This window comes from Parafrankia sp. Ea1.12, assembly GCF_900465275.1.
GTDB lineage: Bacteria > Actinomycetota > Actinomycetes > Frankiales > Frankiaceae > Parafrankia > Parafrankia soli.
Genome location: NZ_UBIZ01000424.1, coordinates 11,954 through 34,119, shown reverse-complemented (window position 1 = coordinate 34,119; position 22,166 = coordinate 11,954). Strand labels below are relative to the sequence as shown.

Here is a 22,166-nt window from a genome sequence, read left to right as displayed (position 1 = left end):
CGCCGCCCGCGTCCGTGAACTCGTCGATCAGGGCACCGCGATCGACGCCGCCTGCCGCATCGTCATCCTCGAAGACCAACTCGCCGAAGCCCAGCGGCTCAACCAGCAATCACGCCAACTGACAACCAGCTAGCCACCGCCCGCCGAGACCCCCTGACAGGCAGATCGACAGGCCCTGCTGGTGCCGGCGCACCTGCGCTTCGGGCTCACCCACACCCAGCTCGCGGCCGGGCTCGGGATCACCTCGATGGCGGGCTCCCGAGGATCAGGGCTGGGCGGCACCCTCGCGCTCGGCCTGCCCTGGCCGGGTGGGCATTGCTACCGGGTCGCGGCGTGGCACTCGTCGCCGTCGGCTCCGTCAGGTGGTTCGCTGACCGACGTGTCGGCGGGAGCGGCGTGGCCGGTGGGGCCAGGTGTGGGTGTCGCGGGGTTCGGCGTACGGCTCCTCGTCCGCGGGCAGGCCGCCGGCGACGGCGCGTTCCCGGGCGATCTCGGCGTCGAACTCCAGGCCGAGCAGGATCGCCAGGTTGGACAGCCATAGCCAGACCAGGAAGATGATGACTCCGGCGAGGGTTCCGTAGGTCTTGTTGTAGGAGCCGAAGTTCGCGACGTACAACGCGAAGCCCCCGGACGCCGCGAGCCAGATGACGACGGCCAGGGCACTGCCCGGCGTCAGCCAGCGGAAGCCGCGCACCCGCACGTTGGGCGCGGACCAGTACAGCAGGGCGATCATGAGGATCACGAGCAGGACGAGTACCGGCCACTTCGCGTAGGACCAGGCCGTCAGTGCCGCGCTGCCCAGGGCGAGCGCCTTCCCCGCCTGGTCGGCGAGGCCGCCGGAGAACACGACGATGACCGCGCTCGCCGCGAGCAGCACCATGAGCATCACCGTCACGGCCAGTCTCAACGGCAGGACCTTCCACGCCGGACGCCCTTCGGGAATGTCGTAGACGACGTTCGCGGCGCGGATGAACGCGGCGATGTAACCGGAGGCGGACCACAGGGCACCGGCCAGGCCGACGACGGCCAGGATCCCACCGGCGCCGGCCGTGTCGCGGATGCCGTTCACCGCGTTCCGCAGGATGTCCCTGGCGGACCCGGGAGTGAGCTGTTCCATGTTGGTCAGGATGCTGTCGGTCGCGGACCTCCCGACCACGCCGAGCAGCGACACCAGGACCAGCAGCGCCGGGAAGATCGCCAGAACACCGTAGTAGGTGAGCGCGGCCGCCCGGTCCGGCAGCTCGTCGTCCTTGAACTCCTTGACCGTGCGCCGCAGCACCGCGAACCAGGAACGCGGACGCAGCTCGTGAAGCCGGTCCGGCTCCTCATCCCGCCGGTGCCGTCTCCAGATCGCAGCCATGACCGATGCTTAGCCGCTGCGGCGCCCGCAAATCCTCTCCTCCGTGCCGGTATCCAGCCCTCCCGGCGCGTGGTCGGCTTGTCAGGCGTGCCTGCCCACGCCGGTACGGATCTCCCGCAGACGGCCCGCGGGGGTGTCTGGTGCGAGGGCGGCGGTGTCCCCTCCGGCGCCTTCCCGCAGCCCCGTGAGGAGGCTGCGGAGGGCGGCGTGGGAGTCGTGCCGGGGCGTCCAGCCCAGTTCCGTCCTGGCGCGGGTGGTGTCCATGAGGGGCAGGTGCAGGACGGCGTCGAGAAGCCCTGGGGTGGCAGGCACCAGATGCAGGCGCCAGGCCGCCGCGAGCGCGGCGCGGGCCGCCCCCGCCGGTACCCGTACGGCGCGGGCGCTGAGGGCCTCGGCGAGGGTCCGGCTGTCGACCACGGGCTCGGCCGCGATGTTGAAGGCCCCGCGAACGGTCCGCTCGGCGGCGAGCCGGTAGGCCTCGCCCACGTCCTCGGAATGGACGACCTGGAATCTCAGCCCGGCGAGATCGGGAACCACGGGTACCGTGGCGGCCCGAACCAGCCCGCCGGGCAGGAGCGGCCCCGCGAACGGGCGGCGTTGCCGGCTGGCCGCCCGCCGTTTGAAGACGAACCCCGGCCGGAGCCGGACCACCCGCATCGCCGGATGATCGAGCTCGAAGGCGTCGAGGACACGCTCGACGTAGGCCTTCTCCCGGGTGTAGGCCGCGCCTGGCCAGCCGTGGGTCGGCCAGGTCTCGTCGACGGTGCGATCCTTCGGTCCGGGGGAGTACGCGCCGACCGACGAGGCACACACGAGAGCCGGCACACCCGCCCGCGCCGCCGCGTCGAACACCCGGATGCCGCCGAGGACGTTGGCCTGCCAGGTCGCCGTCGGATCGTGTGTGGGTTGGAACAGCCACGCGAGATGGATGACCACGTCGGCGCCGGCGAACACGGGGAGCAGGTCGTCGCGGGCAACGTCGGCCGGCACCCAGGTGGTCTTCTCCGCAGTCCAGCGAGGTGGTCTGCGGGCGACACCGGTGATACGGGCGATCGCGGGCGAGCGGGCCAGGGCCGTCAGGACGCTCGTCCCGACGTTGCCCGACGCGCCCACCACGACGACGACGGCGCCGCGCCCGGTGGCGGACGTTCCGGTGGTGGATGTGGATGGGGATGTGCTCACAGGCGAACTCCTCGGCGCAGGACGACGTGTCCCACCGCCCTGGGGCATGCGGCGGAACCTCGCTCGGATTGGCCGCACCGCCAGGATCGCCGCTCACGAGCGTGCGAAACGTGGTGGGACCGGCCGCCGCGCGGCAGGTAGGCGGCCCGTCGCCAACACACCGCAATTGACTGATCGTGATGGGTGGCGGGTCGGGTGGGCAGCGTCGGGCTGGTGCCCCCGCGCAGTCCTCCCTGCTGGGGGCGGGGCCAGTGAGTTGCGTCAGCCGGTCCATGCGCTGACGTGACAACTCGCATCCCGGCCGGCTGCCCGTCCTCGACGCTCCGGCCCGCGGGGGCGTACCGTTGAGTACAGCGGACTGCCTGCACGATCACGTCCGGTGTCAGTACATCCCGGGTAAGCCGGGGCTAATGGACGGATGGTGCGGCAATGTACCCCCAGGTCAGGCCCGGGCATGGCCCCGGCGGAGCGTCAACCGCCCGCGTGGCGGACCCTGCGAGCTGCCTGCCTCGCCCTGCCGTTGCATACTTGCGGTGATGAGCCAGTCAGCGGTGCCCAGACGCCATCTGCCCACCAGTCCGTTCAAGGCTCCCGTGATCCCGCCGTGTCCTCAGTTCGCTGAGGGCGACCGGGTCGTACACGACGCGTACGGGCTCGGCCGGGTAACCCGGGTCGAGGGTACGGCCGCCGTCCTCGTCGACTTCGGGTCCCGGCAGGAACGCATACCGAGCCCGTTCGAGGGGATGTCCCACCTCTGAGGCCGTGCGGGCGCGAACAGGCGCCTGCACGCCGCGGGACGGTTCCCGCGCGCGGGAACACAGGCGGCCCCGAAGAGGCGCGTCGCCACCGGAGGGCGTGTCCGCCCGACGGTGACACTTCATGATCTTTTTCTGCCCGTCTCGCCGTTCGTCACGGCGACCCCATCCGAAAGCGTGACCTCTCATCGACACGATCTCGCTCCCTCTCTTCTCGGCAGCGGAGCCGGTACGGCCGCTGCGTCGGCAGGCGCCTCCGCCGCCGACGAACCACCCCTTCCACGCGCCGGACTTCGGGCGCCTCGCGCCGGCGGCGCCGGAGGACATGGATCTGGAGCCCGCGGCTCCCGCTCCCGTCCCCGCAGCCGCCGTGCGGACGCGGCCCCACGACGGCCCGCGCACCCGGCCGGCCCGCCGCCGGCCCACGCAGCCCCGCCAGCACGGAACCTCGGGCCAGCACCGCTGAGCCCCGTCTGACCTGGCGCCCCGCGGCGGATCGCCGACCTCGCGATCGGCGATCCGCCGGGCCGGGTGATCAGTTCGGACGGATCAACAGGGCCGGGCGAGCCGCCGGGACGTCAGCCCGGCTGACCCGGCCGGCCGTGCCCGTGGGCCCCGGGGTGCTCGACCGTCGGAAACTCGTTCCCAGGGGCTGCGGGGGAGTGGGCCCGCACGGCCTCCGCCCGGGCCAGGTCCAGGACCACCTTCGGGGGTAGCCCGGCCGTCGCCGCCACCGCGACCACGTCGTCGTACTCCACCGAGGCGTTGACGACGGCACCGCGAGACGAGGCGATCTTCACCCGCACCTCCCCGCCCGCCACCGCCACCCGCAGCTCGCGGCGGGCCAGCGCGGACTTCGTCACCGTGTGCTCGCGGACCCCGATCGACGTCGTGTGGCTGAAGATCACCTGCCGCAGCCGGTCGGCCGCGGCGGGCTCGCACAGCACCGACAGGACGTGCGCGGGCCGGCCCTTCTTCATCAGGATCGGGGTCAGCCAGGCGTCCGCCGCGCCGCCGGCGAGCAGCGCCCGCAGCGTCGACGGCCACAGCCGCGGGTCCAGGTCGTCGACGTTCGTCTCCAGCACGACGCTGTCGCCGTGGCGGGCCCCGTGCGCCGCCGCCGGCCCCGCCAGATCGGCCCGGCCGACGACCAGCCGGGTCACGTTCGGATGCCCGTCGAGATCCCGCCCGCCGGCGCCCAGCCCGATCGACGTGGTGCGCATGAGCGGCATCGGACCGAACTCCTCGGCGAGCGTGACGGCGAGCGCCACCCCGGTCGGCGTCGCCAGCTCGGTCTCCACCGGGCCGCCCGACGCCGGCGCCCCGGCCGCCCGCAGCAGCTCCAGGACGGCCGGCCCGGGCAACGGGATGGCCCCGTGCGCCGCGCTGATCCGACCGCCGCCCAGCGAGATCGGGCTGCACACGAGCCGGTCGATCCCGAGCGCGTGCAGGCCGGCGACGGCGCCGACGACGTCCGCCAGGCTGTCGAGCGCGCCGACCTCGTGGAAGTGCACCTGCTCGATGGGACGACCGTGCACCCGCGCCTCGGCGGCCCCCAGCGCGCGGAACACGTCCGCGGCCCGGGCCCGTACGACCGGGTCGAGGTCGGCGGCATCCAGCAGCCCGAGGATGTCGGCGAGCCCGCGCGCGTGCGGGCTCGGCGCGCACCGCACCAGAACCTGGGACGCCCGCAGCCCTCCGCGCTGCACAGTCCGCGCGTCCAGCCGCACCTCGTCGGGCAGGCGCAGCGCCGCGACGGCGGCCCGCAGCACGGCCAGGTCGACCCCGGCGTCCAGGCAGGCACCGAGGAGCATGTCGCCGCTGATCCCGCCGGTCGCGTCGAGCCAGCCGACGACCCCGGTGGACGTGTTGCCTGTCATGCCCCCATCATCGCCCGGCGGCCGACGGTCAGATCTCGTCCCAGGGCACCGAGGCGTAGGCGCGGCGCAGCGCGGCCAGCACCGTCTCGTTCACCGGGACCGGTGTGGTGTCGATCCGGTCGACGGGCACGATCCCCCGTGCGTTGGCGACGAAGGCGGCCCGGAAGTGGCCGACGTCCGCCAGCCGTACCGGCTCCCGTCGGGACTCGAGGAGCGGGCCGCGCTCCTCTCCGGCCGCGGCGGCGGGCACGATGGTGGCGGTGTCGGGCGCCGTCACCGCGGCCGCGGCGGCGGGGACTTGATGTGCGACAGGCTCGGCGGTGGCCCCGGGGCGCAGCCGCTCGTCGAGCAGCGCCATGGTGACGCCGACCAGCGACGGGCCGTCCGGCCAGATCACCCTGGCCGGCGCCGCGGTGACGAAACCGATGTTGGCGACGGTGGTCTCGCAGACCAGGCCCTCCCCGGTGACGAGCAGCGCGTCGTCGAAGCCGCGCCCGCGGGCCAGCCGGCCGAAGTGGATCTGCCCGAAGCTGCCGACGTGCTTGATGTGCGGGAACGGCCGCTGGTAGCGCAGCGAGCACAGCCGCAGCGGGCCGGCGGCGGGCTCGGCCGGCGGGCCGATCGAGACCAGGATCGAGACCGACCCCGTTCCGGTGGGAAAGACCACCGTCCGCACGGTCGCGTCGCCGCTCTCCGCCGGGCCGTGCGGGGCCGGGGTGGTCGCCAGCGCGTGCCGGATCCGGTCGCGGACCAGGCCGCCGTCCAGGTAGGTGCCGTAGAGCTCCTGGTTGGCGCGGTCCAGCCGACGCAGGTGCAGTGCCAGCCCCCGGACCCGGCCGGCCCGGACCTGCATCGTCGTGAGGTGGCCGTCGTTGGCCAGGGCGAGGTGGCGCAGGTCGTCCACGCCCGCGGGGTGGCCGTCGACCTCGACGTGCGTCAGCGGTGTCATGTCCACGGAACCCACGGTAGCGATCTCTCCGCGCCGGATCGGGCTTTCGGCGGGCGCCGCAGGGATCCGCCGGCGGTCCCCCGCCCGGGCGCGAGGATTGCGCCGGCAGCTGCCGAAGTCGTTGCGGATACAAGGCTGCGGCTGGGGGAACGGTCCCCCGGATGAGGGCCGGCGAAGCGCTCCGGGGAGGATGTTGTTCCAGCAGCGGCGGTCACCCGCACCGCGTACGGTGTCAGTCCTAGGAAGATCGCCCGTGCCCCCGGCCGGGGCGCGGGTGATGATCGCAGCCGTGATGGATGGGGGCCCGGTGACGTCCGAGACAAGCCATGCCGACCCGACGACCCGGCCCTGGTCACGCAGCGGTCCGGGCCGGGCGGCGGCCGCGGAGACGTCCGCGGCGAACCTCCTCGACAGCCTGAGCGAGGTGGTGTTCCGCACCGACGCGGAGGGCCGCTGGACCTACCTGAACCGGGCCTGGACCACCCTCACCGGCTACGACGTCGGCCCGAGCCTGGGCGCCCGCTTCCTCGACTACGTCCACCCCGACGAGGTCGAGTACACGACCGCGCTGTTCATGGGCGTGGTGCGCGGCGGCGCCGACCACTGCCACCACGAGACCCGCTACCGCACCCGCCACGGCGGCTACCGGCAGGTACAGATCCGCGCGAACGTGCTGCGCGGCCCGTCCGGTGAGGTGCTCGGCAACACCGGCACGATCCTCGACGTCACCGACTCCCGGCTCGGCGCCGAGGCGGTCGGGGAGCACGCCACGCTGCTGGAACTGATCACCGCAGGCACCGATCCCGAAGAGCTGCCGACGGGCGTCGCCGTCTACGACCGCGACCTGCGGCTGCGCCGCGGCTCGCCGGTCGTCGACCGCCTGGTCGGCGCGCAGCTGCTTCCCGGGGACCCGCTCGACCGGCTGGTCGAGCTGCTGCACCCCGCTGACTGGCAGACACGCTCCCTCGGTGGCGACTGGGGCCTGGTCGCGCTCGCCCTGCGCACCCGTCGGGCACAGCTCGGCGACCTCGAGCTGGCGGGCGAGCGGGGCACCGGCCGGGCGCTGCGCGCCTCGGTGATCCCGTTCGACCAGGGCGGTGAGGAGATGGCCGCGCTCGTCCTGTCCGACATCACCGACCTGCGCCGGGCCGAGCGCCAGCAGGCCGGGCTCGCCCGGCTCGGGCAGCGCGCGCTGGCAGATCTCGACATCCCGACCCTGCTCGTCGAGGCGGTCGGTCTGGTCACCACCACCCTGGACGTCGCCGTCTGCGACGTGATCCGCCGCGAACCCGCCGGCGACCGGGCGAGCCTGGCCGACGGTCCCGAGCGCGCCGGTCTGCCCGACGGATCCGCCAACGGTTCATCCACCAGCGCCGCCGGTGGTGCTGGCGGGCCGGGTGCCGGTGCGTCCGATCCCGGGCACCTCGCGCGCCTGACCGACCCGTCGGTGCCGACCGCGTCCACGCAGCTCGGCACCGGCCCGATCTACCTGACCGGCACGCTGGCGGCCGAAGCGAGCTCACTCGTCCACCTCGCGCTCGGCGTCGACGAGCCCGTCGTGGCGAACGACCTCGGAACCCGTCCACACCTGCGCAGCGGGTGGTCCGACGCCGGAGGCGCGCAGGCGGCGCTCGCGGCCCGGATCGGCTCGGCCCGGTCACCGTTCGGCGTGCTGGCCGCGGCCAGCACGCGTTCGCGCCGCTTCACCGGGGAGGAGGCACGCTTCCTCCAGTCCGTGGCGAACATCCTCGGCGCGGCGATCGACCGGGACCGCGCCGAGCGCCGGTCGCGGCAGCTCTACGAGGAGGCCCAGCGCGGCCGCGCGTGGCTGGCGGCCAGCGCGGAGATCACCGCCGGCGCGCTGGTGGCCGGCCAGTCCCAGCAGGCCCTCATGCTGCTCGCCTCGCTCGCCCGCGGCGTCACCTCGGCGGACGTCGGCGCCGTGGCACTACCCGACGAGGCGGGCAACCTGGTCGCCACCGAGGTCGACTCGGCCCCCCACCGCCACTCCGACCCGGAAACCCTGCACAGCCTCGCGCTCGCACTCGACGCGGCCGAGAACCGTCCCGAGTTCCTGGCCGGACGTCCCGTGCACGTGGGTGATCTCGACGCGACCGACGCCTGGAGCGGCCCGGTCGCCCTGACCGGACCCACCGAAGCCCGGCCGGAACCACGCGGAAACATCCCCGCGGCAGCATCGCCGACCGCCCCCGCCCCCGCCCCCGCGTCGGGGTCGGGGTCGGGGCGGGCGGCGGCCGCGGGCCCGCCGGACGGGTCCGCGGCGAAGGGACCGGACGGCCCGATGGCGGTGGCGCCGCCGATCCCGCCGGATCCGCGGCTTCGCGAGGCGCTGGTCATCCCGCTGGTCGTCGCGGACAAGCCCCTCGGCGCGCTGGTCCTGGGCAACAGCACCGAGGGCGTCCCGTTCGCCGGGAACGACCCCGAGCTGGCCGGAGCATTCGCGAACGACGCCGCCCTGGCCCTCCAACTGGCCGAGGCACACCGCGAGCGCGCCCGGTTCGCGGTCTTCGAGGACCGCGAGCGCATCGCCCGGGACCTGCACGATCTCGTCATCCAACGGCTCTTCGCGATCGGCCTGCACCTGCAGTCGCTCACGCGGGCCGTCGGCGACGTGACCGCGGCCCGCCTGAACGCGGCCATCACCGGACTCGACTCCACCATCGACGACATCCGTCGCACGATCTTCAAACTCCAGCCGACACCGGTAGGCGCCTGATCCCGTCCCGGCCTGTCGGCCCGGCTGCCTAGCCCTGTTTGCGTCCAGCGCTCTGGTGGGCCTTGAGCGCGACGGCGCCGACGGGATCCGTGGTGGGCTGCGCTGACCCGCCGGCGGGTTCGACGGTGAGCGCGACCTTCTCCGCGTCGCCCACGTTGCCGACGACCCAGTCGGCGGACCTGGAGTTACCGGCCGTCAGCCCGGCGGAGCGCGCTCCCGCCGGCCCGAGCAGCCACAGCTGGTAGACCTTCCCGGCATCGAGCGGCGGCAGGTCGCGCGCGGAGACGACCGCCAGGTTGCCGGCGTTCGCCATGGTCAGCTGGCCGCCCCCGGCGACCGGTGCAGAGTCGGCCACGGTGAGCGCGGAGGCCGCGAGGGCCTGGGCGTCGGTGACCTGGGCGCGTGTGTCGGCGAGCTCGGCCCGCTGGTTGATGGTGACGGTCCCCAGGGCGGCTCCCGCCGCGAGGACGGCGGCGGCGGCGACCCCGACCAGCGCGTGACGTGCGCCCGGACGTCGGCGCCGCCCGGCGGGGCCGCCCTGCCGACCCCGGCCGGGCAGACCGGGGGTGGGCCGAGCACGGCCGAGCCCGGCCTGGCCGAGCCGGGCGGATCCGTCGTGCTGACCGGTCTGATCAGGTCGGCCGGTGGGTGGCGCGGCCCGGTCCGTGGGAACGCGCGGGCGGAACTGCGGCGTCATCCCGATCACGGCGAGGATGTCCGCCCGCAGGCCCGGCGGTGGCTGCTCGGCGGCGATCGCCGCGAGATGCTCCGTAGCCGCCGAGAGGCGGACGAGCTCGTCGGCGCAGAACTCGCACTGCTCCAGGTGGGCGTCGACGAGCGCGGCGTCGGCCTGGTCGACGGCGTCGAGCGCCCGGGCAGCGACGAGTGAGTGTGCGTTGGCGGTCAAGACCGGCCCCCCATGCAGTCCGACAGCCGGCTCAGCCCGTCACGCATCCGGGTCTTGACCGTGCCGACGGGTAGTTCGAGCAGTTCGGCGACTTCGCGGTAGGTGTAACCGGAGTAGTAGGCGAGTGTGATCGACTCGCGCTGGGTGGCCGTCAGGTCGCCCAGGCAGCCGCGGATCCGCTCGTGCTCCAGCCTGGTCTCGACCTGCTCGGCGACCTGGTCGTGCGGCCGCGCGGTGGACCGGGCCGCGACCCGGACGTCCCGCGCCCGCTGGGCCTCGACGGAGCGGACCCGGTCGACCGCGCGGCGGTGCGCCATCGTCGAGACCCACCCGGTGACACTGCCGCGGGCGGGGTCGAACCGCGGCGCCTCCTGCCACACCCCGACGAAGACCTCCTGGGTGACCTCCTCGGCCTGCGCCGGGTCGCGCACGACCCGGCGCACGAGTCCGTACACGCGTGCGGCGAGCTGGTCGTAGAGGGCACCGAACGCGTCGGTGTCCCCGCGGCCCGTGCGGGCCAGTAGCGTCTCCGGGGTCGGCCCGCAAACGCCGTCCCCGGTACCGGGCAGGGCGCGCAGCGCCGCCGCCTGGATCTGGTCGGCTTCCATGACTCCCCATCGCGTCGTCACCAATGACTCGACCGGGGTTCGTCGCCGCGGACCTCGCGGATCGGTCCGGCGCGAACATTCTCGTCCCTTACGGCTCGTTCCACTCCCCGCCCCAACTGCCCGGGGCCGATCGTCCAACCCCACGAGGGATCCTGCGGCAGCCGCGGATCACGCGGAAACGAGCTGTTATGCACGGCAGGCTCCGCCGCCGGGCGATGCGTGGCCGTCCAGTGAGTCCAGGCTCTCACTGAACCGCCGCGGTTCCCCCCGCCGTGCATAACGGCTGGGCCGACATGAATACTTCTCGCGTCGGCCACCACCGGAGTCCCCGCTCCCGCGCCCACCACACGCCCGCGGCCACCACGAACCACAGCCGGTCGCGGCGCTTCGCAGGGCACCCGACGCCCGGCCCGGACGGACCCACCGTCGTCGATCTCGTTGCGAAACGGGCTTGTCAGGCGCTTCCCGGGTGACCGCCCGTCCCCGGTCCGTCGGCACCGGCGAGACGTCCCAGGAACGTGGTGTTGTCGTAGAAGTTCTCCACCGCGAGTAGGCGCAGGTCCGGCGCGCAGCGGGCGACCGTGACGCCGAACAGCTCCATCCGCTCCCCGGTCGGCTGGTGCCCCTGGTAGGGGCCGTCGAAGGTACCCCAGTGCCGCCACTTGAAGGCGATCACGGGCGGCGGTGAGTACACCTCGAGGACCTCCCAGAAGAACCCGCCCGGGAACGCCCGGTGGAAGGTCTCATGGGAGGACTCGAAGGTCTCCGCGGCGGCCGAGTAGTAGGGGTTCTCGCCGATCAGGACGTTGTAGCTGCCCCGCTCGGCGAGCTCGGCGCTGTCCGCCGCCGGTCCTCCGTTCATGCTGACCCGGATCCGGTCGCTGACCATGCTGACCCACTGGGCGGGGTCGCTCTTGTAGGAGAGCTCCATCTCGAACACCTGCACGAGCTGCTCGACGACGTCGGCGAGGGAGCCGGGCGTGTGGTGGACGGTGCGCTCCCCGGGCATCACCTCGCGGGAGAAGCGGTAGTCCGGCGGGGCCCCGTCGCGCCACCGTGCGTCGGTGGAGGCGGCGATGACCGCGTCGCGGCCGCGCAGGTGCAGCGGAGTCGTACCAGCCGTGCTGTCTTCGCTCACCGTGTCGTCCTCCATGGTCCGATGCATTCGCCTGTTCGGGCGGCCGCGCAGTCGCCGGACGGCACAACCCCCCGTGGCGGCCAAGGGCGGCTGGGGGTCGTGGGCGCACACTGTCGGTGACAGTTGGACGGTCGATGGTGCCGTCAGGCCTGCGCATCTCGAGTCTGGTCGGTACGGAACCCGCCAGGCCCGAATCATTTGTCGCCGGAGCAACGACGAAGGTCCCGGCCGGACGGACGTTCGGTCCCGCCCCGCGGCTCGCCCGAGCCAACCCGAGCCTTCCGCCCACCCCGGTCCCGCGACAGCCGGGGCCGGCCTGGGGCAGCCACGGGATTGGGTTCGTCCAGGAAGGTCAGGATCTGGCCGGTACGACAGGGCGAAGTGGCGGGACACCGACCTGGTCGCGTTCGCCGCTGACCGCGTCGCCTCCGGCCGAACCTGGAAGCCCGACGATCAGACGCAATGCCCACCCCGGACGAGGCCGCGACACTGCGCCTACCTCCCGGAGAACCCGTCGTCGTCGGTAGTGGCTGGCGCGGGCGGTGGCCTGATGGCGGCGCCGCCACTGTGACCAGTGCAGGACGTGGGCAACAGTCTCGGTCGTCTGGACGACGAGAGCGGTGAACAGCCGGGCGAGGAAAGCATGGGCGAGCATCGCGAGACAGGTCTGGATCGTTTCTTCGCCGACTCAGCGGCGGCCAGCGACCCTGACCAGCGCGGACAGCGGGACCGGGCCTGGCGCGTGGGAGCGGTAGAAGGCGTACTCGCCGGTGCGGCGGTGGCGGCGGACCAGGCGCTGCCACGGCGCGCCGCGCCGCGCTGGTGTCTCGAGGGGGTGCCGCCGCCGGCGCGCCCCTGCGGTCAGCGGCCGGGGACGGAAGCGGAGCGTGGCCAGGGGCGCTGGCCGTCCTTGGCTTCGATGCTTGCGTTGAAGCGCTCGAGCATGCTGGCGAACAGGCGTAACTCGTCCTCCGACCAGGTGGAGACCAGGCCGCTCAGCTCGCCGATGACGAAGGCGCGGTCGTCGGCGACGCGGCGGGCTCCCTCGGGGGTGATGCTCAGCTTGCGGGCGAGGCCGCCGTCGGGGTCGGGGATGCGCTCGGCCAGGCCGGCCTGGAGGACCGCGGCGGTCTGGCGGTTGACCGTGGAGACGTCGAGGGAGAAGGCCTCGGCGAGCTGGCCGATGGTCATCGGGCCCTGGGCCTCGAGGCGGCTGAGGAGGAGATAGGCGGAGCGGTCGAGGTGACGCGTTCGCCCGCGCCTCGCGGCGTTGGGCGCGATGTGGTGCCTGGCGAGCAGCATCAGCTCCCGCTCCAGGTCGCGCAGACTGTCGTGCACCCGGGCCTCCGCTGGACGTCCGCGCGCACCAGCGGCGGCGGACCGTGACCTTTCTCCCAGTCTAACGGTGTGACGACAGGATGTGTATAAACCATATTGCGTGTAGCATGCATATAGGAAACGCCTGAGCTGGCGTTCGGCCTGGCAGTCTGTCCCGGCGTCGCCGCCGCGCACCACCTTCGTCGAGCCCGCACCACCTTCGTCGAATCGGAGTACCGCCATGGCGCGAGCTCGCACGGACCCGGCCGAACCGGGGGCGGGCCCGGCGTCGACGGCGCCGATGGGACCGACCGCGCCGCGCCCGAGCCTGTTGACCGCGGCGCTGGCCGTGGCGGGCATCGTGGCGTCGTTCATGCACACCCTGGTCGTGCCGATCATTCCGCAGCTCCCGCACCTGTTGGACTCCTCGGCGTCCAACACGACCTGGGTCGTCACGATCACCTTGCTGGCCGGTGCCGTCGCGACGCCCGTCGCCGGGCGGCTCGGTGACATGTACGGCAAGCGCCGGATCATGCTCGGCAGCGTGGGGCTGCTCGGCGCCGGCTCGCTGGTCTGCGCGCTGAGCACGTCGTTGCCACAGATGGTTGTCGGCCGCGGGCTGCAGGGGCTGGCCACCGGGCTGATCCCGCTCGGGATCAGCCTCATGCGCGACGAGCTGCCGCCCGAGCGGCTCGGCTCCGCGCTCGGGCTGATGAGCTCCTCGCTCGGCATCGGCGGCGCGCTGGGTGTCCCGACCTCGGCGCTGATCGCTCAGAACTTCAGCTGGCACGTGCTCTTCTGGACGGCCACCGTCCTGAGCGTGCTGGTGCTCGCCATGCTGTGGCGGGTCGTCCCCGAGTCGCCGGTGCGCGACGTCCGCGGCCGCTTCGACGTCGTCGGGGCGCTCGGGCTCGGCGCCGGGATCACCTGCCTGCTGCTGGCGATCTCCAAGGGCAGCACCTGGGGCTGGACGTCCACCACCACCCTGGGGACGGTGCTCGCCGCGCTCGCGGTGCTGGCCATGTGGGGCCCGTGGGAGCTGCGCCACGCCTCCCCGGTGGTCGACCTGCGGGTCAGTGCCCGCCGCCAGGTGCTGATGACCAACCTGACCTCGGTCGTCGTCGGCTTCGCGATGTACGGGATGGGGCTGGTCATCCCGCAGTTCCTGCAGCTGTCCGCGGGCACCGGCTACGGGCTGGGCAAGTCGATGGTCGTCGCCGGGCTGTGCTTCGCCCCGTTCGGGGTGGTCATGATGCTCGCCTCGCCGCTCACCGCCCGGGTGTCGGCGATGTGGGGGCCGAAGACGACGCTGGTGCTCGGTTCCGCGATCATCGGGGTCAGCTACCTGATCGGCCTGTTCGTGATGCACTCGGTCTGGCAGGTCGTGCTCCTCGCGGTGATCGGCGGGGTCGGGGTGGCGCTGGCCTACGCGTCGATGCCGTCGCTGATCATGGCCGCGGTGCCGGCGACCGAGACCGCGGCGGCCAACGGTCTGAACACCCTGATGCGCTCGCTGGGCACCTCCTCGTCGGCTGCCATCGTCGGGGTGATGCTGGCCAACATGACCATCACGTTCGACGGCCGGGAGGTTCCGTCGCTGGCGGGCTTCCACGCGGTGTTCGCGCTCGGCGCGGGCGCGGCGGCGGCCGCCGTACTGATCGGCCTGTTCATCCCCGGCCGGGGGGCGCGGGATGTGCCCATCCCGGCTGCCGCGGCCCCGCGTGAGACGGGCCGACCGCGCGCGCAGCTCCAGCAGAGCTGACAACCTCCGCTACAGCTGACAGCCGCCGGCCGGTCGCACGATCCGGACCCGGATCGTGCGGCCGTGTGTGGACGTCCAAGCTGATCTTGGGATGGCGGCGGTGGCGCCACCGGGACGAAGCGCGGGATACGGTCGGATCCGGACCCGCCTCGGATCCCGGTCCGGGCCGATCGGGGCGGTGCGAACAGCTGCCGTGACCCGACGCATCGGGGCGGGGAAGGACGCGATCGCCATGCTGCCGCTCGTCACCGTGCTGGTCCTGGCCGTGCTGACGGCAGTGGCGGTCGGCGGGGCGCTGCTGGCCACGGCCGGCTGGTGGGCCGCCGCCGCGGTGGCCGGCGCGCTGCTGGCCGTGGCCGTGCACGACGTCGTCCAGCGCCAGCACGCCATCCTGCGGTACCACCCGGTGCTCGGGCATGCCCGGTTCCTGCTCGAGACCATCCGCCCGGAGGTCCAGCAGTACTTCGTCGAGCGCAACTACGACGGCCGCCCGTTCGACCGTGCCACCCGGACGATGATCTACCAGCGGGCCAAGGGCACCCATGGGGACCAGGCCTTCGGTACCGAGCGCGACGTCAACGAGGTCGGCTACGAGTACCTCCCGCACTCCACGGCGCCCGTGCCGGTCGCCCCCGGCTCCGCGCCGCCGCGGGTGCGCGTCGGCGGGCCGGACTGCACCCAGCCCTACGACATGGCGCTGCTCAACGTCTCGGCGATGAGCTTCGGGTCGCTGTCGGCCAACGCGGTGCTGGCGATGAACCGTGGCGCCGCGGCCGGCGGCTTCGCGCACGACACCGGCGAGGGCGGGCTCACCGAGTACCACCTGCGCCACGGCGCCGACCTGGTCTGGGAGATCGGCAGCGGCTACTTCGGTACCCGCACCCCCGACGGTGACTTCGACCCGGCCCGCTTCAAGGACGTCGCCGCGCTGCCCACGGTGCGGATGGTCGAGCTCAAGCTGAGTCAGGGCGCCAAGCCCGGCCTCGGCGGCGTGCTGCCGGCGGCGAAGGTCACCGCGTCGATCGCCCGGGCCCGCGGGGTCCCCGAGGGGGTCGCGTGCATCAGCCCGTCGTTCCACCGGGTCTTCGCCACCCCGCGCGAGCTCGTCCTGTTCGTCGGGCGGATGCGCGAGCTCGCCGGCGGCAAACCGGCCGGGTTCAAACTGTGCGTCGGGTCGCGCCGCGAGCTGCTCGCGATCTGCCGGGCGATGGTGGAGGAGGGGATCACCCCGGACTTCATCGTGGTGGACGGTTCGGAGGGCGGCACCGGCGCCGCACCGCTGGAGTACGAGGATCATGTGGGCACCCCGCTGACGGAGGGCCTGATCACCGTGCACAACGCGCTGGTCGGGGTGGGCCTGCGGGACCGGGTCCGGATCGGGGCCGCCGGCAAGGTCGCCAGCGGGGTGGACGTCGTCAAGCGGCTCGCGCAGGGCGCGGACTACACGAACGCGGCCCGGGCGATGATGATGGCGGTCGGCTGCATCCAGGCCCAGCGCTGCCACACCAACACCTGCCCGGTGGGGGTCGCCACCCAGGACCCGCGCCGCGCCCGCGCCCTCGACGTCGCCGACAAGAGCGAACGGGTCCGCCGCTACCAGGCGGCGACCGTTGCCCAGGCGGTGCAGGTGATGGCCTCGCTCGGCTGCACCGGGCCCGAGCAGCTCCACCCGGGGATGCTCATGCGGCGCATCACCCACACCGACACCCGCAGTTACGCCGAGCTGTACGAGTGGCTCGAACCCGGTGAGCTGCTCGCCGAGGCGCCGCGTTCGTGGGCGGCCGACTGGGCCGCCGCCGACCCCGACAGCTTCCGTCCCTGAGACCCTGTCAGCAGCGACCCCGTCAGTAGCGGCCAAGATCAGCGCGGGGCGCGGTCCAGAGCGCGGTCCAGGAACCGGATGATGCCCGCCAGGCGCTCGGCGAGCGGGAAGGCCCCGCCGTGGCCCACCCCCCGCAGCAGGGTGAGCTCGACCGACCCGCCGGCGGCGTACAGGCCGTCCGCGAGCTGCTGCGACTGCTGGTAGGGGACGGTGCAGTCGGTGTCGCCGTGCTCGATCAGGAACGGCGGCGGCGGGCGGTCACGGCGCAGGTGGGACAGCGGGCTGGCCAGACGCACCAGCTCCGGCGCGGCGGTGATCTGCGCGCCGAGGAAACGCGACTCGGGGGAGTCCGCGCGGTCGTGCGAGGCGGCCCGGGCCGGGCAGCGCGGATTCGCGCGCAGCTGGGCGTCCATGGTCGAGAAGTCCACCGGGCCGTACAGGTCGACCACCGCCCGCACCGCGCTGGACGGCCGCGCTCCGGCGGGGCTGAGGTCCACGACAGGGGCCAGGCCCACGGGAGGACCCAGGTCGACGTCCTCGGACAGCGGGTCGTCGCCGGCGGCGCCGAGCATGGCGGCGAGGTAGCCGCCGGCCGACTCGCCGATCACCCCGATCCGGGCCGGATCCAGCCCGAGGCGGTGCGCGTTCGCCTGCAGCCAGCGCACCGCGGCCCGGACGTCGGCGACCGCCGCCGGGAACGCCGCCTCACCGGAGAGCCGGTAGTTGACGCTGGCCACCGCGTAGCCCGCGTCGGCGAGCGCGTGCGCGGTGCGGGCCATGTCCTGCTTGTCGCCGACGGCGAACCCGCCGCCGTGGATCGCGACGACGACCGGAAGCGGGTCGCCGCCGCCCGTGGGCAGGTACAGATCGAGACGCTGCGCGTCGGACAGCGTCGCGTAGGCCAGGTCCTGCTCGGTGCGCACACCGCCGCCATCAAGGTCGAGTCGGGTCGGGAGACGGGGGAGACGGGCATGGCACGGCCCACCCCCGGCTGCATCATGCCCCACAGCCCGGTGGGGCTTCAGCCCCAGGTCGACAGGTTGCGGCTGAGGTCGCCGGTGAAGGCCGCCGCGTACTCGTGCACGGCGCGGCGACCCTCGAGGGTTCCGGTGCCGGCCGTCAGCGGCTCGTCGGTCCACAGGTCGTCGAGGGCTCCGGCGTTCGGGCGGCTGCCGGCCGGCCCGACCGGCAGCAGCGGCAGGGCCGTGCCCGCCGGCATGGCGGCGGGGCCGCGTACGACGACGAGGCCGCGCAGGATCTCGTCGGCCCCGTCGGCGTCGACCGGGGTCACGACCGCCCGCAGGAACCAGCGTGGGCCGTCGACTCCGACGACCCGGCAGCCCGGGAGCAGCAGCTCCGGGCCGTGGGGGCCGTCGCGGACCTCCGACTCCGGGTGGCCGGCGGCCAGCTCGGCGCGTACTCCGGCCCACAGTCGCCCGCTGGTCGGCGCGGCGAACACGGTCACCCGCACGGTGAGCCCGGCGGCCGTCAGGACGAGGTCGGTGCCCGGCCCGGTCCGCGTGCCGCGGGCGATCCGCGCGGTCACTCCCGGCGGCACCGCGACGCGCAGCGCGCCGAGGTCGAGAATCTCGGGCGCGTGCCGCCCCACCCCACCGGGTACAGCTCCGACACCCGGGACGACGTCGCCGGAGCCGGAGCGGGAACGGGCCTCGTCGTCGGGCGGGTCGGCCGGCGCCTCGTGCGCCGCCTCGCCTGCCCCGCCGGGCCAGGCGAGCTCGGAGACGTCGTACGGGCCGGGGCCGTCCAGGGCGGCAGGTGCCGGCCCGCGCGCCGCGTGGTCGGATGGATGCTCGTCCACGGTGGTCCTGCGGCGACCGAACATGCTCCCCCTCCCCAATCACCACGCGTGTCGCCGGGTGGGAGCGGGCGGCGCGGGGTGTGGGCGTGGCCACTGGGTCGCAGTGTGACCCGGCCGCGGCGGCCAGGCAAGCCGGCGCGGCGAAAACCTGGGTCACGGCGACGCGAGCTGCCTAAGATGACTGGCGACTGCCACGGTTCCGTCTGGGGTGACTGGCGGGTGCGGTCGGCAGTGGGCCAGATCATGGGGTTTCTCAGGGGCTGTGGGTGAGTTGTGAGTACGGGAAAAGTACTTCGTTTTGATCATGTGCGCGGCTACGGGTTCCTTGCGCCCAGCGACGGCGGCGAGGATGTCTTCCTGCACGCGAACGATCTCCTCGTCGAGAAGAGTCTGGTAGTGCCGGGCGTGGTCATGGAGTTCGAGGTCGAGGAGAGCGACCGCGGCCGGAAGGCGTCGGCGGCCCGGATCCTGCGGGGCCCGGCGGCGGGCTCGGTCGTCGGGCCGGCGGCCGTCACGACCGCCCCGGCGCCGGTGGTCTCCCGCCACGACGACGGCGGCGACGGGCTGTGCGACGTCCTGCCGGCCGAGGAGTTCACGCAGGAGGTCACCGAGGTCCTGCTGCAGACCGAGCCGTCGCTGACCGGCGCGCAGATCCTGCACATCCGCCGCCAGCTCGCCGACGTCGCCCGCAAGTACGGGTGGGTGGAGAACTGACGCTCCGGGCGGCACCCGCCGCCCGGCCCGCCGGCTGAGCCTGCCGTTCAGCCCGCCATCCCGGCCTGCCCCGCCATCCCGGCCTGCCGGGAGTCGTCGATCTCCGGGGAGTAGACGACGAGGCTGCCCTTCCCCAGCCGTTTCGCCGCGTACATGGCGTGGTCGGCGTGCTGGAGCACTTCGTCGGGGCAGACCGGTCCCGCCTCCGTGCCCACGATCACCAGGCCGAGGCTGGCGCGCACCAGGTGCCGGCGGTCCTCGATGGCCACGGCGATCCGCAGCGCCGCGCGGATCCGGTCGCCGGCCGCGCGCAGCTCCTCGGTGCGCCCGCCCGCCCGGTCCGCGGCCCCGGTGTCGAGCAGGACGGCGAACTCGTCGCCGCCGAGGCGGGCCACCGTGTCGGTCGGGCCCGCCGCCTGGGCCAGCCGGTGGGCCGCCGTGCGCAGGACCCGGTCGCCGGCGGCGTGGCCGAGGTTGTCGTTGACGACCTTGAAGTCGTCCAGGTCGCAGAACAGCAGCGCCACCGGGTGGCCGGTGCGCTCGTGCCGGTTGATGGCCGCGCGCAGCCGGCGGAAGAAAAGCGTGCGGTTCGCCAGGCCGGTCAGCGGGTCGTGGAAGGCCTGGTGGTGCAGCCGGGCCCGGCTGTCCTCGTAGCGGGCCAGCAGCAGCGTGTTGTCGATCGTGGTCACGAGCTGGCGGGCGAGCGCGAGCAGCATCAGCGCGAGCATGCCGATGATCTGCGCGACCGGAATGTCGGCGTGCGTGATGATCTGGGTCGCGAGCAGGGCGCCGACGCAGCCGAGGGGCAGGTAGGGCACGGCGACGCGGGCCCAGACCCCGCGCGGGCTGCGCCTCGTCCGGATGATCATGCCGTCGTGGGGGGCGGCGGCGGCCAGCGCGGTCAGCACGCTGCCGCCGGCGAAGCCGACCAGCACGACCGCGTCCGGGCCGTCGGTGGCCTTCGCGTAGGCGTTCAGCGCGGCGCCGTCGGTCACGGCGAACAGGAGCAGGCTCGCGCTGAGCAGGCTGAGCGATCCCGAGCCCGTCGGCCGTCGGAAGATCAGGATGAAGATGACGGCGGAGAGCAGGATGAGCTTGCCCGCCCCGCCGGCCACCCCGAACGCCAGCGACGCCTGGTTGATCTGAGCCGACCGCACGAGTGGGACGACCAGGATCGCGTAGACGAGCAGCAGCAGCGATCCGACGACGAGCAGCCCGTCGAGGACGGCCTCGAGGTACCAGGCCATCCCGCCACGTTTGTTCGTGCTGATCGGGATGGCGCGGGCCCGTTCGGTGGGGAAGGTCAGCAGCCCGGCCAGGCCCAGGACATAGCCGAGCAGCGGCGCGGCCCCGGTCGCGGCGAGATCGGGGACGGTCTCCCCGCTGGCCACCATCGAGACGGCCACTCCCGCCACGAAGCTCGACGTGATCGCCGCCGCCTCGAACCGCCGCCACCGGCGCTCGTGCCGGGGCACCCGTCGCGCGGTGACGAGGCAGCAGATCGCGGAGGCGAGCGCGGCAGCCGTCACCGCGGCCTGCGCCGCCTGTTTACCGATGTGTTCGGGCAGCGCCATCGCGACGGCCGCGGCCAGCCCGACGAAGGCCAGCCCGATGGCGGCCATCGCGCGGAACGCGCCGCGCGACGCCGGACGCGCGGGCAGCCCGTCCGGCTCGGCGCGGCCGCGGGCCCCGCCCGGTGTCGCTTCCCGTCCGTCCGGCATTCAGCTCCCGTCGGCGGTCGTCCGGTGACGTCCCGCCGGGCGTGCGCGGCCGGTCAGCGGGACCGGGCCGTGCGGCACGCCGGGCGAGAAGTCCGTGTTTCGAGTGGACGCCCAGCGCCGGGCTTCTTCAACTCAGGACGCGCGATCTGTCCGTTACGTCGTCATGGCGCCCGTCCGGCCCGCAGCGCGGTGCCGCTACGGTGAGCGTGCCGCCACACCCGCGCACCGCCACGGGGCACGCCGGGCCCGCGGGGGGAGGCTCGAGGGGGAGGTTGGGATGATCCTTCTGGCCGGCGCCCGGGTGGTGACGCCGCACGGTGTCCTCGACCCCGGCCGGGTGCGCGTCGAGAACGGCCTGATCACCGAGGTCGGCCCCGAGGTCGGCCCCACGGCCGGGCCTGTCGGTGGGGAGGCGGGCGGCGCGGACATCGTCGACCTGGCCGGGTCCTGGCTGGTGCCCGGGTTCGTCGACCTGCACGTCCACGGCGGGGGCGGGCACGACGTCACGGCGTCACCGGCCGATCTGGCCGCGGCGGTGGCCTTCCACCGGGCGCACGGCACGACCCGCACGCTGGTCTCGCTGGTGGCGGCGCCGGTGGAGCGCCTGGCCGAGCAGTTGTCCTGGGTGGCGGCGCTCACCGCGGCCGGGCCGGGGCCGGATGGCCATGTGGTCGGCGCGCATCTGGAGGGGCCGTTCCTCGCGCCCGCGCGCCGTGGCGCCCAGCCGGGCGAGCATCTGCGCGCGCCTGACCGCGGGGTGTTCGCCGAGCTCGTCGCGGCGGGCGCGGGCACGCTGCGGGTGATCACCCTCGCCCCGGAGCTGCCCGGGGCCGGCGCGGTGACCGAGGCCGCGCTCGCGGCGGGGGTGATCGCCGCCGCCGGCCACACGGACGCCACCTACGACGAGGCCGCCTCCGGTTTCGCGGCTGGCATGACGCTCGCCACCCACCTGTTCAACGGCATGCGCCCGCTGCATCACCGCGAGCCCGGCCCGGCCGGGGCGGCGCTCGACGCCGGTGTGGCCTGCGAACTGATCAACGATGGTGTGCACGTGCACCCGGCGCTGCTGCGCCTGGTCGCCGCCGAGCCGGCGCGCCTGGTGCTGGTCACCGACGCGGTCGACGCGGCGGGTGTCGGCGACGGCGACTACCTGCTCGGCGGCCACCCGGTCCGGGTCCGGGACGGGCAGGCCCGCCTGGCCGCCACCGGCGCGCTCGCCGGCAGCACCCTGACGATGGACCTGGCGGTGCGCCGCGCCGTCGCGGCCGGGCTTGCGCTCGAGGTGGCGGTCGCCGCCGCGGCGACGAACCCCGCCCGGGTGCTGGGCCTCGCCCACCGCTGCGGGTCGATCGCCCCCGGGCTGGACGCCGACCTCGTCGTGCTCGACGCCGATCTGCGGGTCACGCGGGTCATGGCGGCCGGCAGCTGGGTCCCCGGTCCGGCTACCCGGCCGATCGCGGCCGGGTAGCCGGCGCACCGGTCAGCGCACCGGTGC

At 74.0% G+C, this 22,166-nt stretch carries 17 protein-coding genes and 3 pseudogenes; 8 read left to right on the top strand and 12 right to left on the bottom strand.

Annotated features, from left to right (window positions below):
• Nucleotides 1–133: pseudogene (locus FMEAI12_RS24780) on the top strand (MerR family transcriptional regulator); the annotation flags it as partial.
• A 27-nt stretch (nt 134–160) separates the two neighbouring features.
• Nucleotides 161–241 (top strand): annotated as a pseudogene (locus FMEAI12_RS24775) (IS5/IS1182 family transposase); the annotation flags it as partial.
• Nucleotides 242–358: 117 nt separating this feature from the next.
• Here FMEAI12_RS24775 and FMEAI12_RS24770 read toward each other — a convergent pair.
• Nucleotides 359–1,360, bottom strand: a complete 1,002-nt coding sequence (locus tag FMEAI12_RS24770) for a YihY/virulence factor BrkB family protein (RefSeq protein WP_112108032.1) — start codon at nt 1,358–1,360, stop codon at nt 359–361.
• Nucleotides 1,361–1,441: 81 nt separating this feature from the next.
• Nucleotides 1,442–2,542 carry an NAD-dependent epimerase/dehydratase family protein gene (locus FMEAI12_RS24765; RefSeq protein WP_235014439.1) on the bottom strand — a complete coding sequence of 367 codons (1,101 nt, stop codon included), beginning with the start codon at nt 2,540–2,542 and terminating at the stop codon, nt 1,442–1,444.
• A gap of 551 nt (nt 2,543–3,093) precedes the next feature.
• On the opposite strand from FMEAI12_RS24765, the gene FMEAI12_RS24760 reads away from it, so the two are divergent.
• Nucleotides 3,094–3,300: a hypothetical protein gene (locus tag FMEAI12_RS24760; protein WP_020572307.1), complete on the top strand. Its 207-nt coding sequence runs from the start codon at nt 3,094–3,096 to the stop codon at nt 3,298–3,300.
• 575 nt (nt 3,301–3,875) lie between these two features.
• On the opposite strand, the gene larC is transcribed toward FMEAI12_RS24760, so the two are convergent.
• Both larC and FMEAI12_RS24750 read right to left on the bottom strand, forming a co-directional pair.
• Nucleotides 3,876–5,177 (bottom strand): nickel pincer cofactor biosynthesis protein LarC, encoded by a 1,302-nt coding sequence (gene larC / locus FMEAI12_RS24755; RefSeq protein ID WP_112108030.1) that lies wholly within the window; start codon nt 5,175–5,177, stop codon nt 3,876–3,878.
• A gap of 28 nt (nt 5,178–5,205) precedes the next feature.
• Complete coding sequence (locus tag FMEAI12_RS24750) at nt 5,206–6,141, bottom strand: aminotransferase class IV family protein (RefSeq protein ID WP_112108029.1); 936 nt, start codon at nt 6,139–6,141, stop codon at nt 5,206–5,208.
• 262 nt (nt 6,142–6,403) lie between these two features.
• Between FMEAI12_RS24750 and FMEAI12_RS24745 the strand changes: the two genes are divergently transcribed.
• Nucleotides 6,404–8,863, top strand: coding sequence for a PAS domain-containing protein (locus FMEAI12_RS24745; RefSeq protein WP_112108035.1), 2,460 nt, complete (start codon nt 6,404–6,406; stop codon nt 8,861–8,863).
• 28 nt (nt 8,864–8,891) lie between these two features.
• On the opposite strand, the gene FMEAI12_RS24740 is transcribed toward FMEAI12_RS24745, so the two are convergent.
• The 5 genes and pseudogenes from FMEAI12_RS24740 to FMEAI12_RS24720 all read right to left on the bottom strand — a co-directional run bounded on the left by FMEAI12_RS24740 (nt 8,892) and on the right by FMEAI12_RS24720 (nt 12,854).
• Nucleotides 8,892–9,770, bottom strand: a complete 879-nt coding sequence (locus FMEAI12_RS24740; RefSeq protein WP_112108028.1) for an anti-sigma factor — start codon at nt 9,768–9,770, stop codon at nt 8,892–8,894.
• Entirely contained in the window at nt 9,767–10,378 is a 612-nt protein-coding gene (locus tag FMEAI12_RS24735) for a sigma-70 family RNA polymerase sigma factor (RefSeq protein ID WP_020461724.1), read from the bottom strand. Before FMEAI12_RS24735 ends, FMEAI12_RS24740 begins: the two co-directional genes overlap by 4 nt.
• A gap of 454 nt (nt 10,379–10,832) precedes the next feature.
• Nucleotides 10,833–11,516 carry a SnoaL-like polyketide cyclase gene (locus FMEAI12_RS24730; protein WP_071064404.1) on the bottom strand — a complete coding sequence of 228 codons (684 nt, stop codon included), beginning with the start codon at nt 11,514–11,516 and terminating at the stop codon, nt 10,833–10,835.
• 613 nt (nt 11,517–12,129) lie between these two features.
• Nucleotides 12,130–12,339 (bottom strand): annotated as a pseudogene (locus FMEAI12_RS38600) (IS701 family transposase); the annotation flags it as partial.
• Between the two features lie 38 nt (nt 12,340–12,377).
• On the bottom strand, nt 12,378–12,854 hold the full coding sequence (locus tag FMEAI12_RS24720) for a MarR family winged helix-turn-helix transcriptional regulator (RefSeq protein WP_071064374.1): 477 nt from the start codon (nt 12,852–12,854) through the stop codon (nt 12,378–12,380).
• Between the two features lie 280 nt (nt 12,855–13,134).
• Here FMEAI12_RS24720 and FMEAI12_RS24715 point away from each other — a divergent pair, with 280 nt between their 5' ends.
• Together FMEAI12_RS24715 and FMEAI12_RS24710 are read left to right on the top strand one after the other, a co-directional pair.
• On the top strand, nt 13,135–14,595 hold the full coding sequence (locus FMEAI12_RS24715) for an MFS transporter (RefSeq protein ID WP_112108027.1): 1,461 nt from the start codon (nt 13,135–13,137) through the stop codon (nt 14,593–14,595).
• 232 nt (nt 14,596–14,827) lie between these two features.
• Complete coding sequence (locus FMEAI12_RS24710) at nt 14,828–16,417, top strand: FMN-binding glutamate synthase family protein (RefSeq protein WP_112108034.1); 1,590 nt, start codon at nt 14,828–14,830, stop codon at nt 16,415–16,417.
• A gap of 38 nt (nt 16,418–16,455) precedes the next feature.
• Here FMEAI12_RS24710 and FMEAI12_RS24705 read toward each other — a convergent pair whose 3' ends face one another.
• The gene (locus FMEAI12_RS24705; RefSeq protein WP_071064371.1) at nt 16,456–17,340 is read right to left on the bottom strand and encodes an alpha/beta hydrolase; all 885 of its coding nucleotides are present in this window, start codon (nt 17,338–17,340) and stop codon (nt 16,456–16,458) included.
• Between the two features lie 98 nt (nt 17,341–17,438).
• The gene (locus FMEAI12_RS24700) at nt 17,439–18,236 is read right to left on the bottom strand and encodes a DUF3710 domain-containing protein (RefSeq protein WP_235014432.1); all 798 of its coding nucleotides are present in this window, start codon (nt 18,234–18,236) and stop codon (nt 17,439–17,441) included.
• 273 nt (nt 18,237–18,509) lie between these two features.
• Between FMEAI12_RS24700 and FMEAI12_RS24695 the strand changes: the two genes are divergently transcribed.
• Nucleotides 18,510–18,950, top strand: coding sequence for a cold-shock protein (locus tag FMEAI12_RS24695; RefSeq protein WP_071064367.1), 441 nt, complete (start codon nt 18,510–18,512; stop codon nt 18,948–18,950).
• 47 nt (nt 18,951–18,997) lie between these two features.
• On the opposite strand, the gene FMEAI12_RS24690 is transcribed toward FMEAI12_RS24695, so the two are convergent.
• Nucleotides 18,998–20,671 carry a GGDEF domain-containing protein gene (locus FMEAI12_RS24690; RefSeq protein ID WP_112108026.1) on the bottom strand — a complete coding sequence of 558 codons (1,674 nt, stop codon included), beginning with the start codon at nt 20,669–20,671 and terminating at the stop codon, nt 18,998–19,000.
• Nucleotides 20,672–20,948: 277 nt separating this feature from the next.
• Here FMEAI12_RS24690 and nagA point away from each other — a divergent pair, with 277 nt between their 5' ends.
• On the top strand, nt 20,949–22,139 hold the full coding sequence (gene nagA, locus FMEAI12_RS24685) for an N-acetylglucosamine-6-phosphate deacetylase (RefSeq protein WP_112108025.1): 1,191 nt from the start codon (nt 20,949–20,951) through the stop codon (nt 22,137–22,139).
• Nucleotides 22,140–22,166 lie beyond the last annotated feature (27 nt).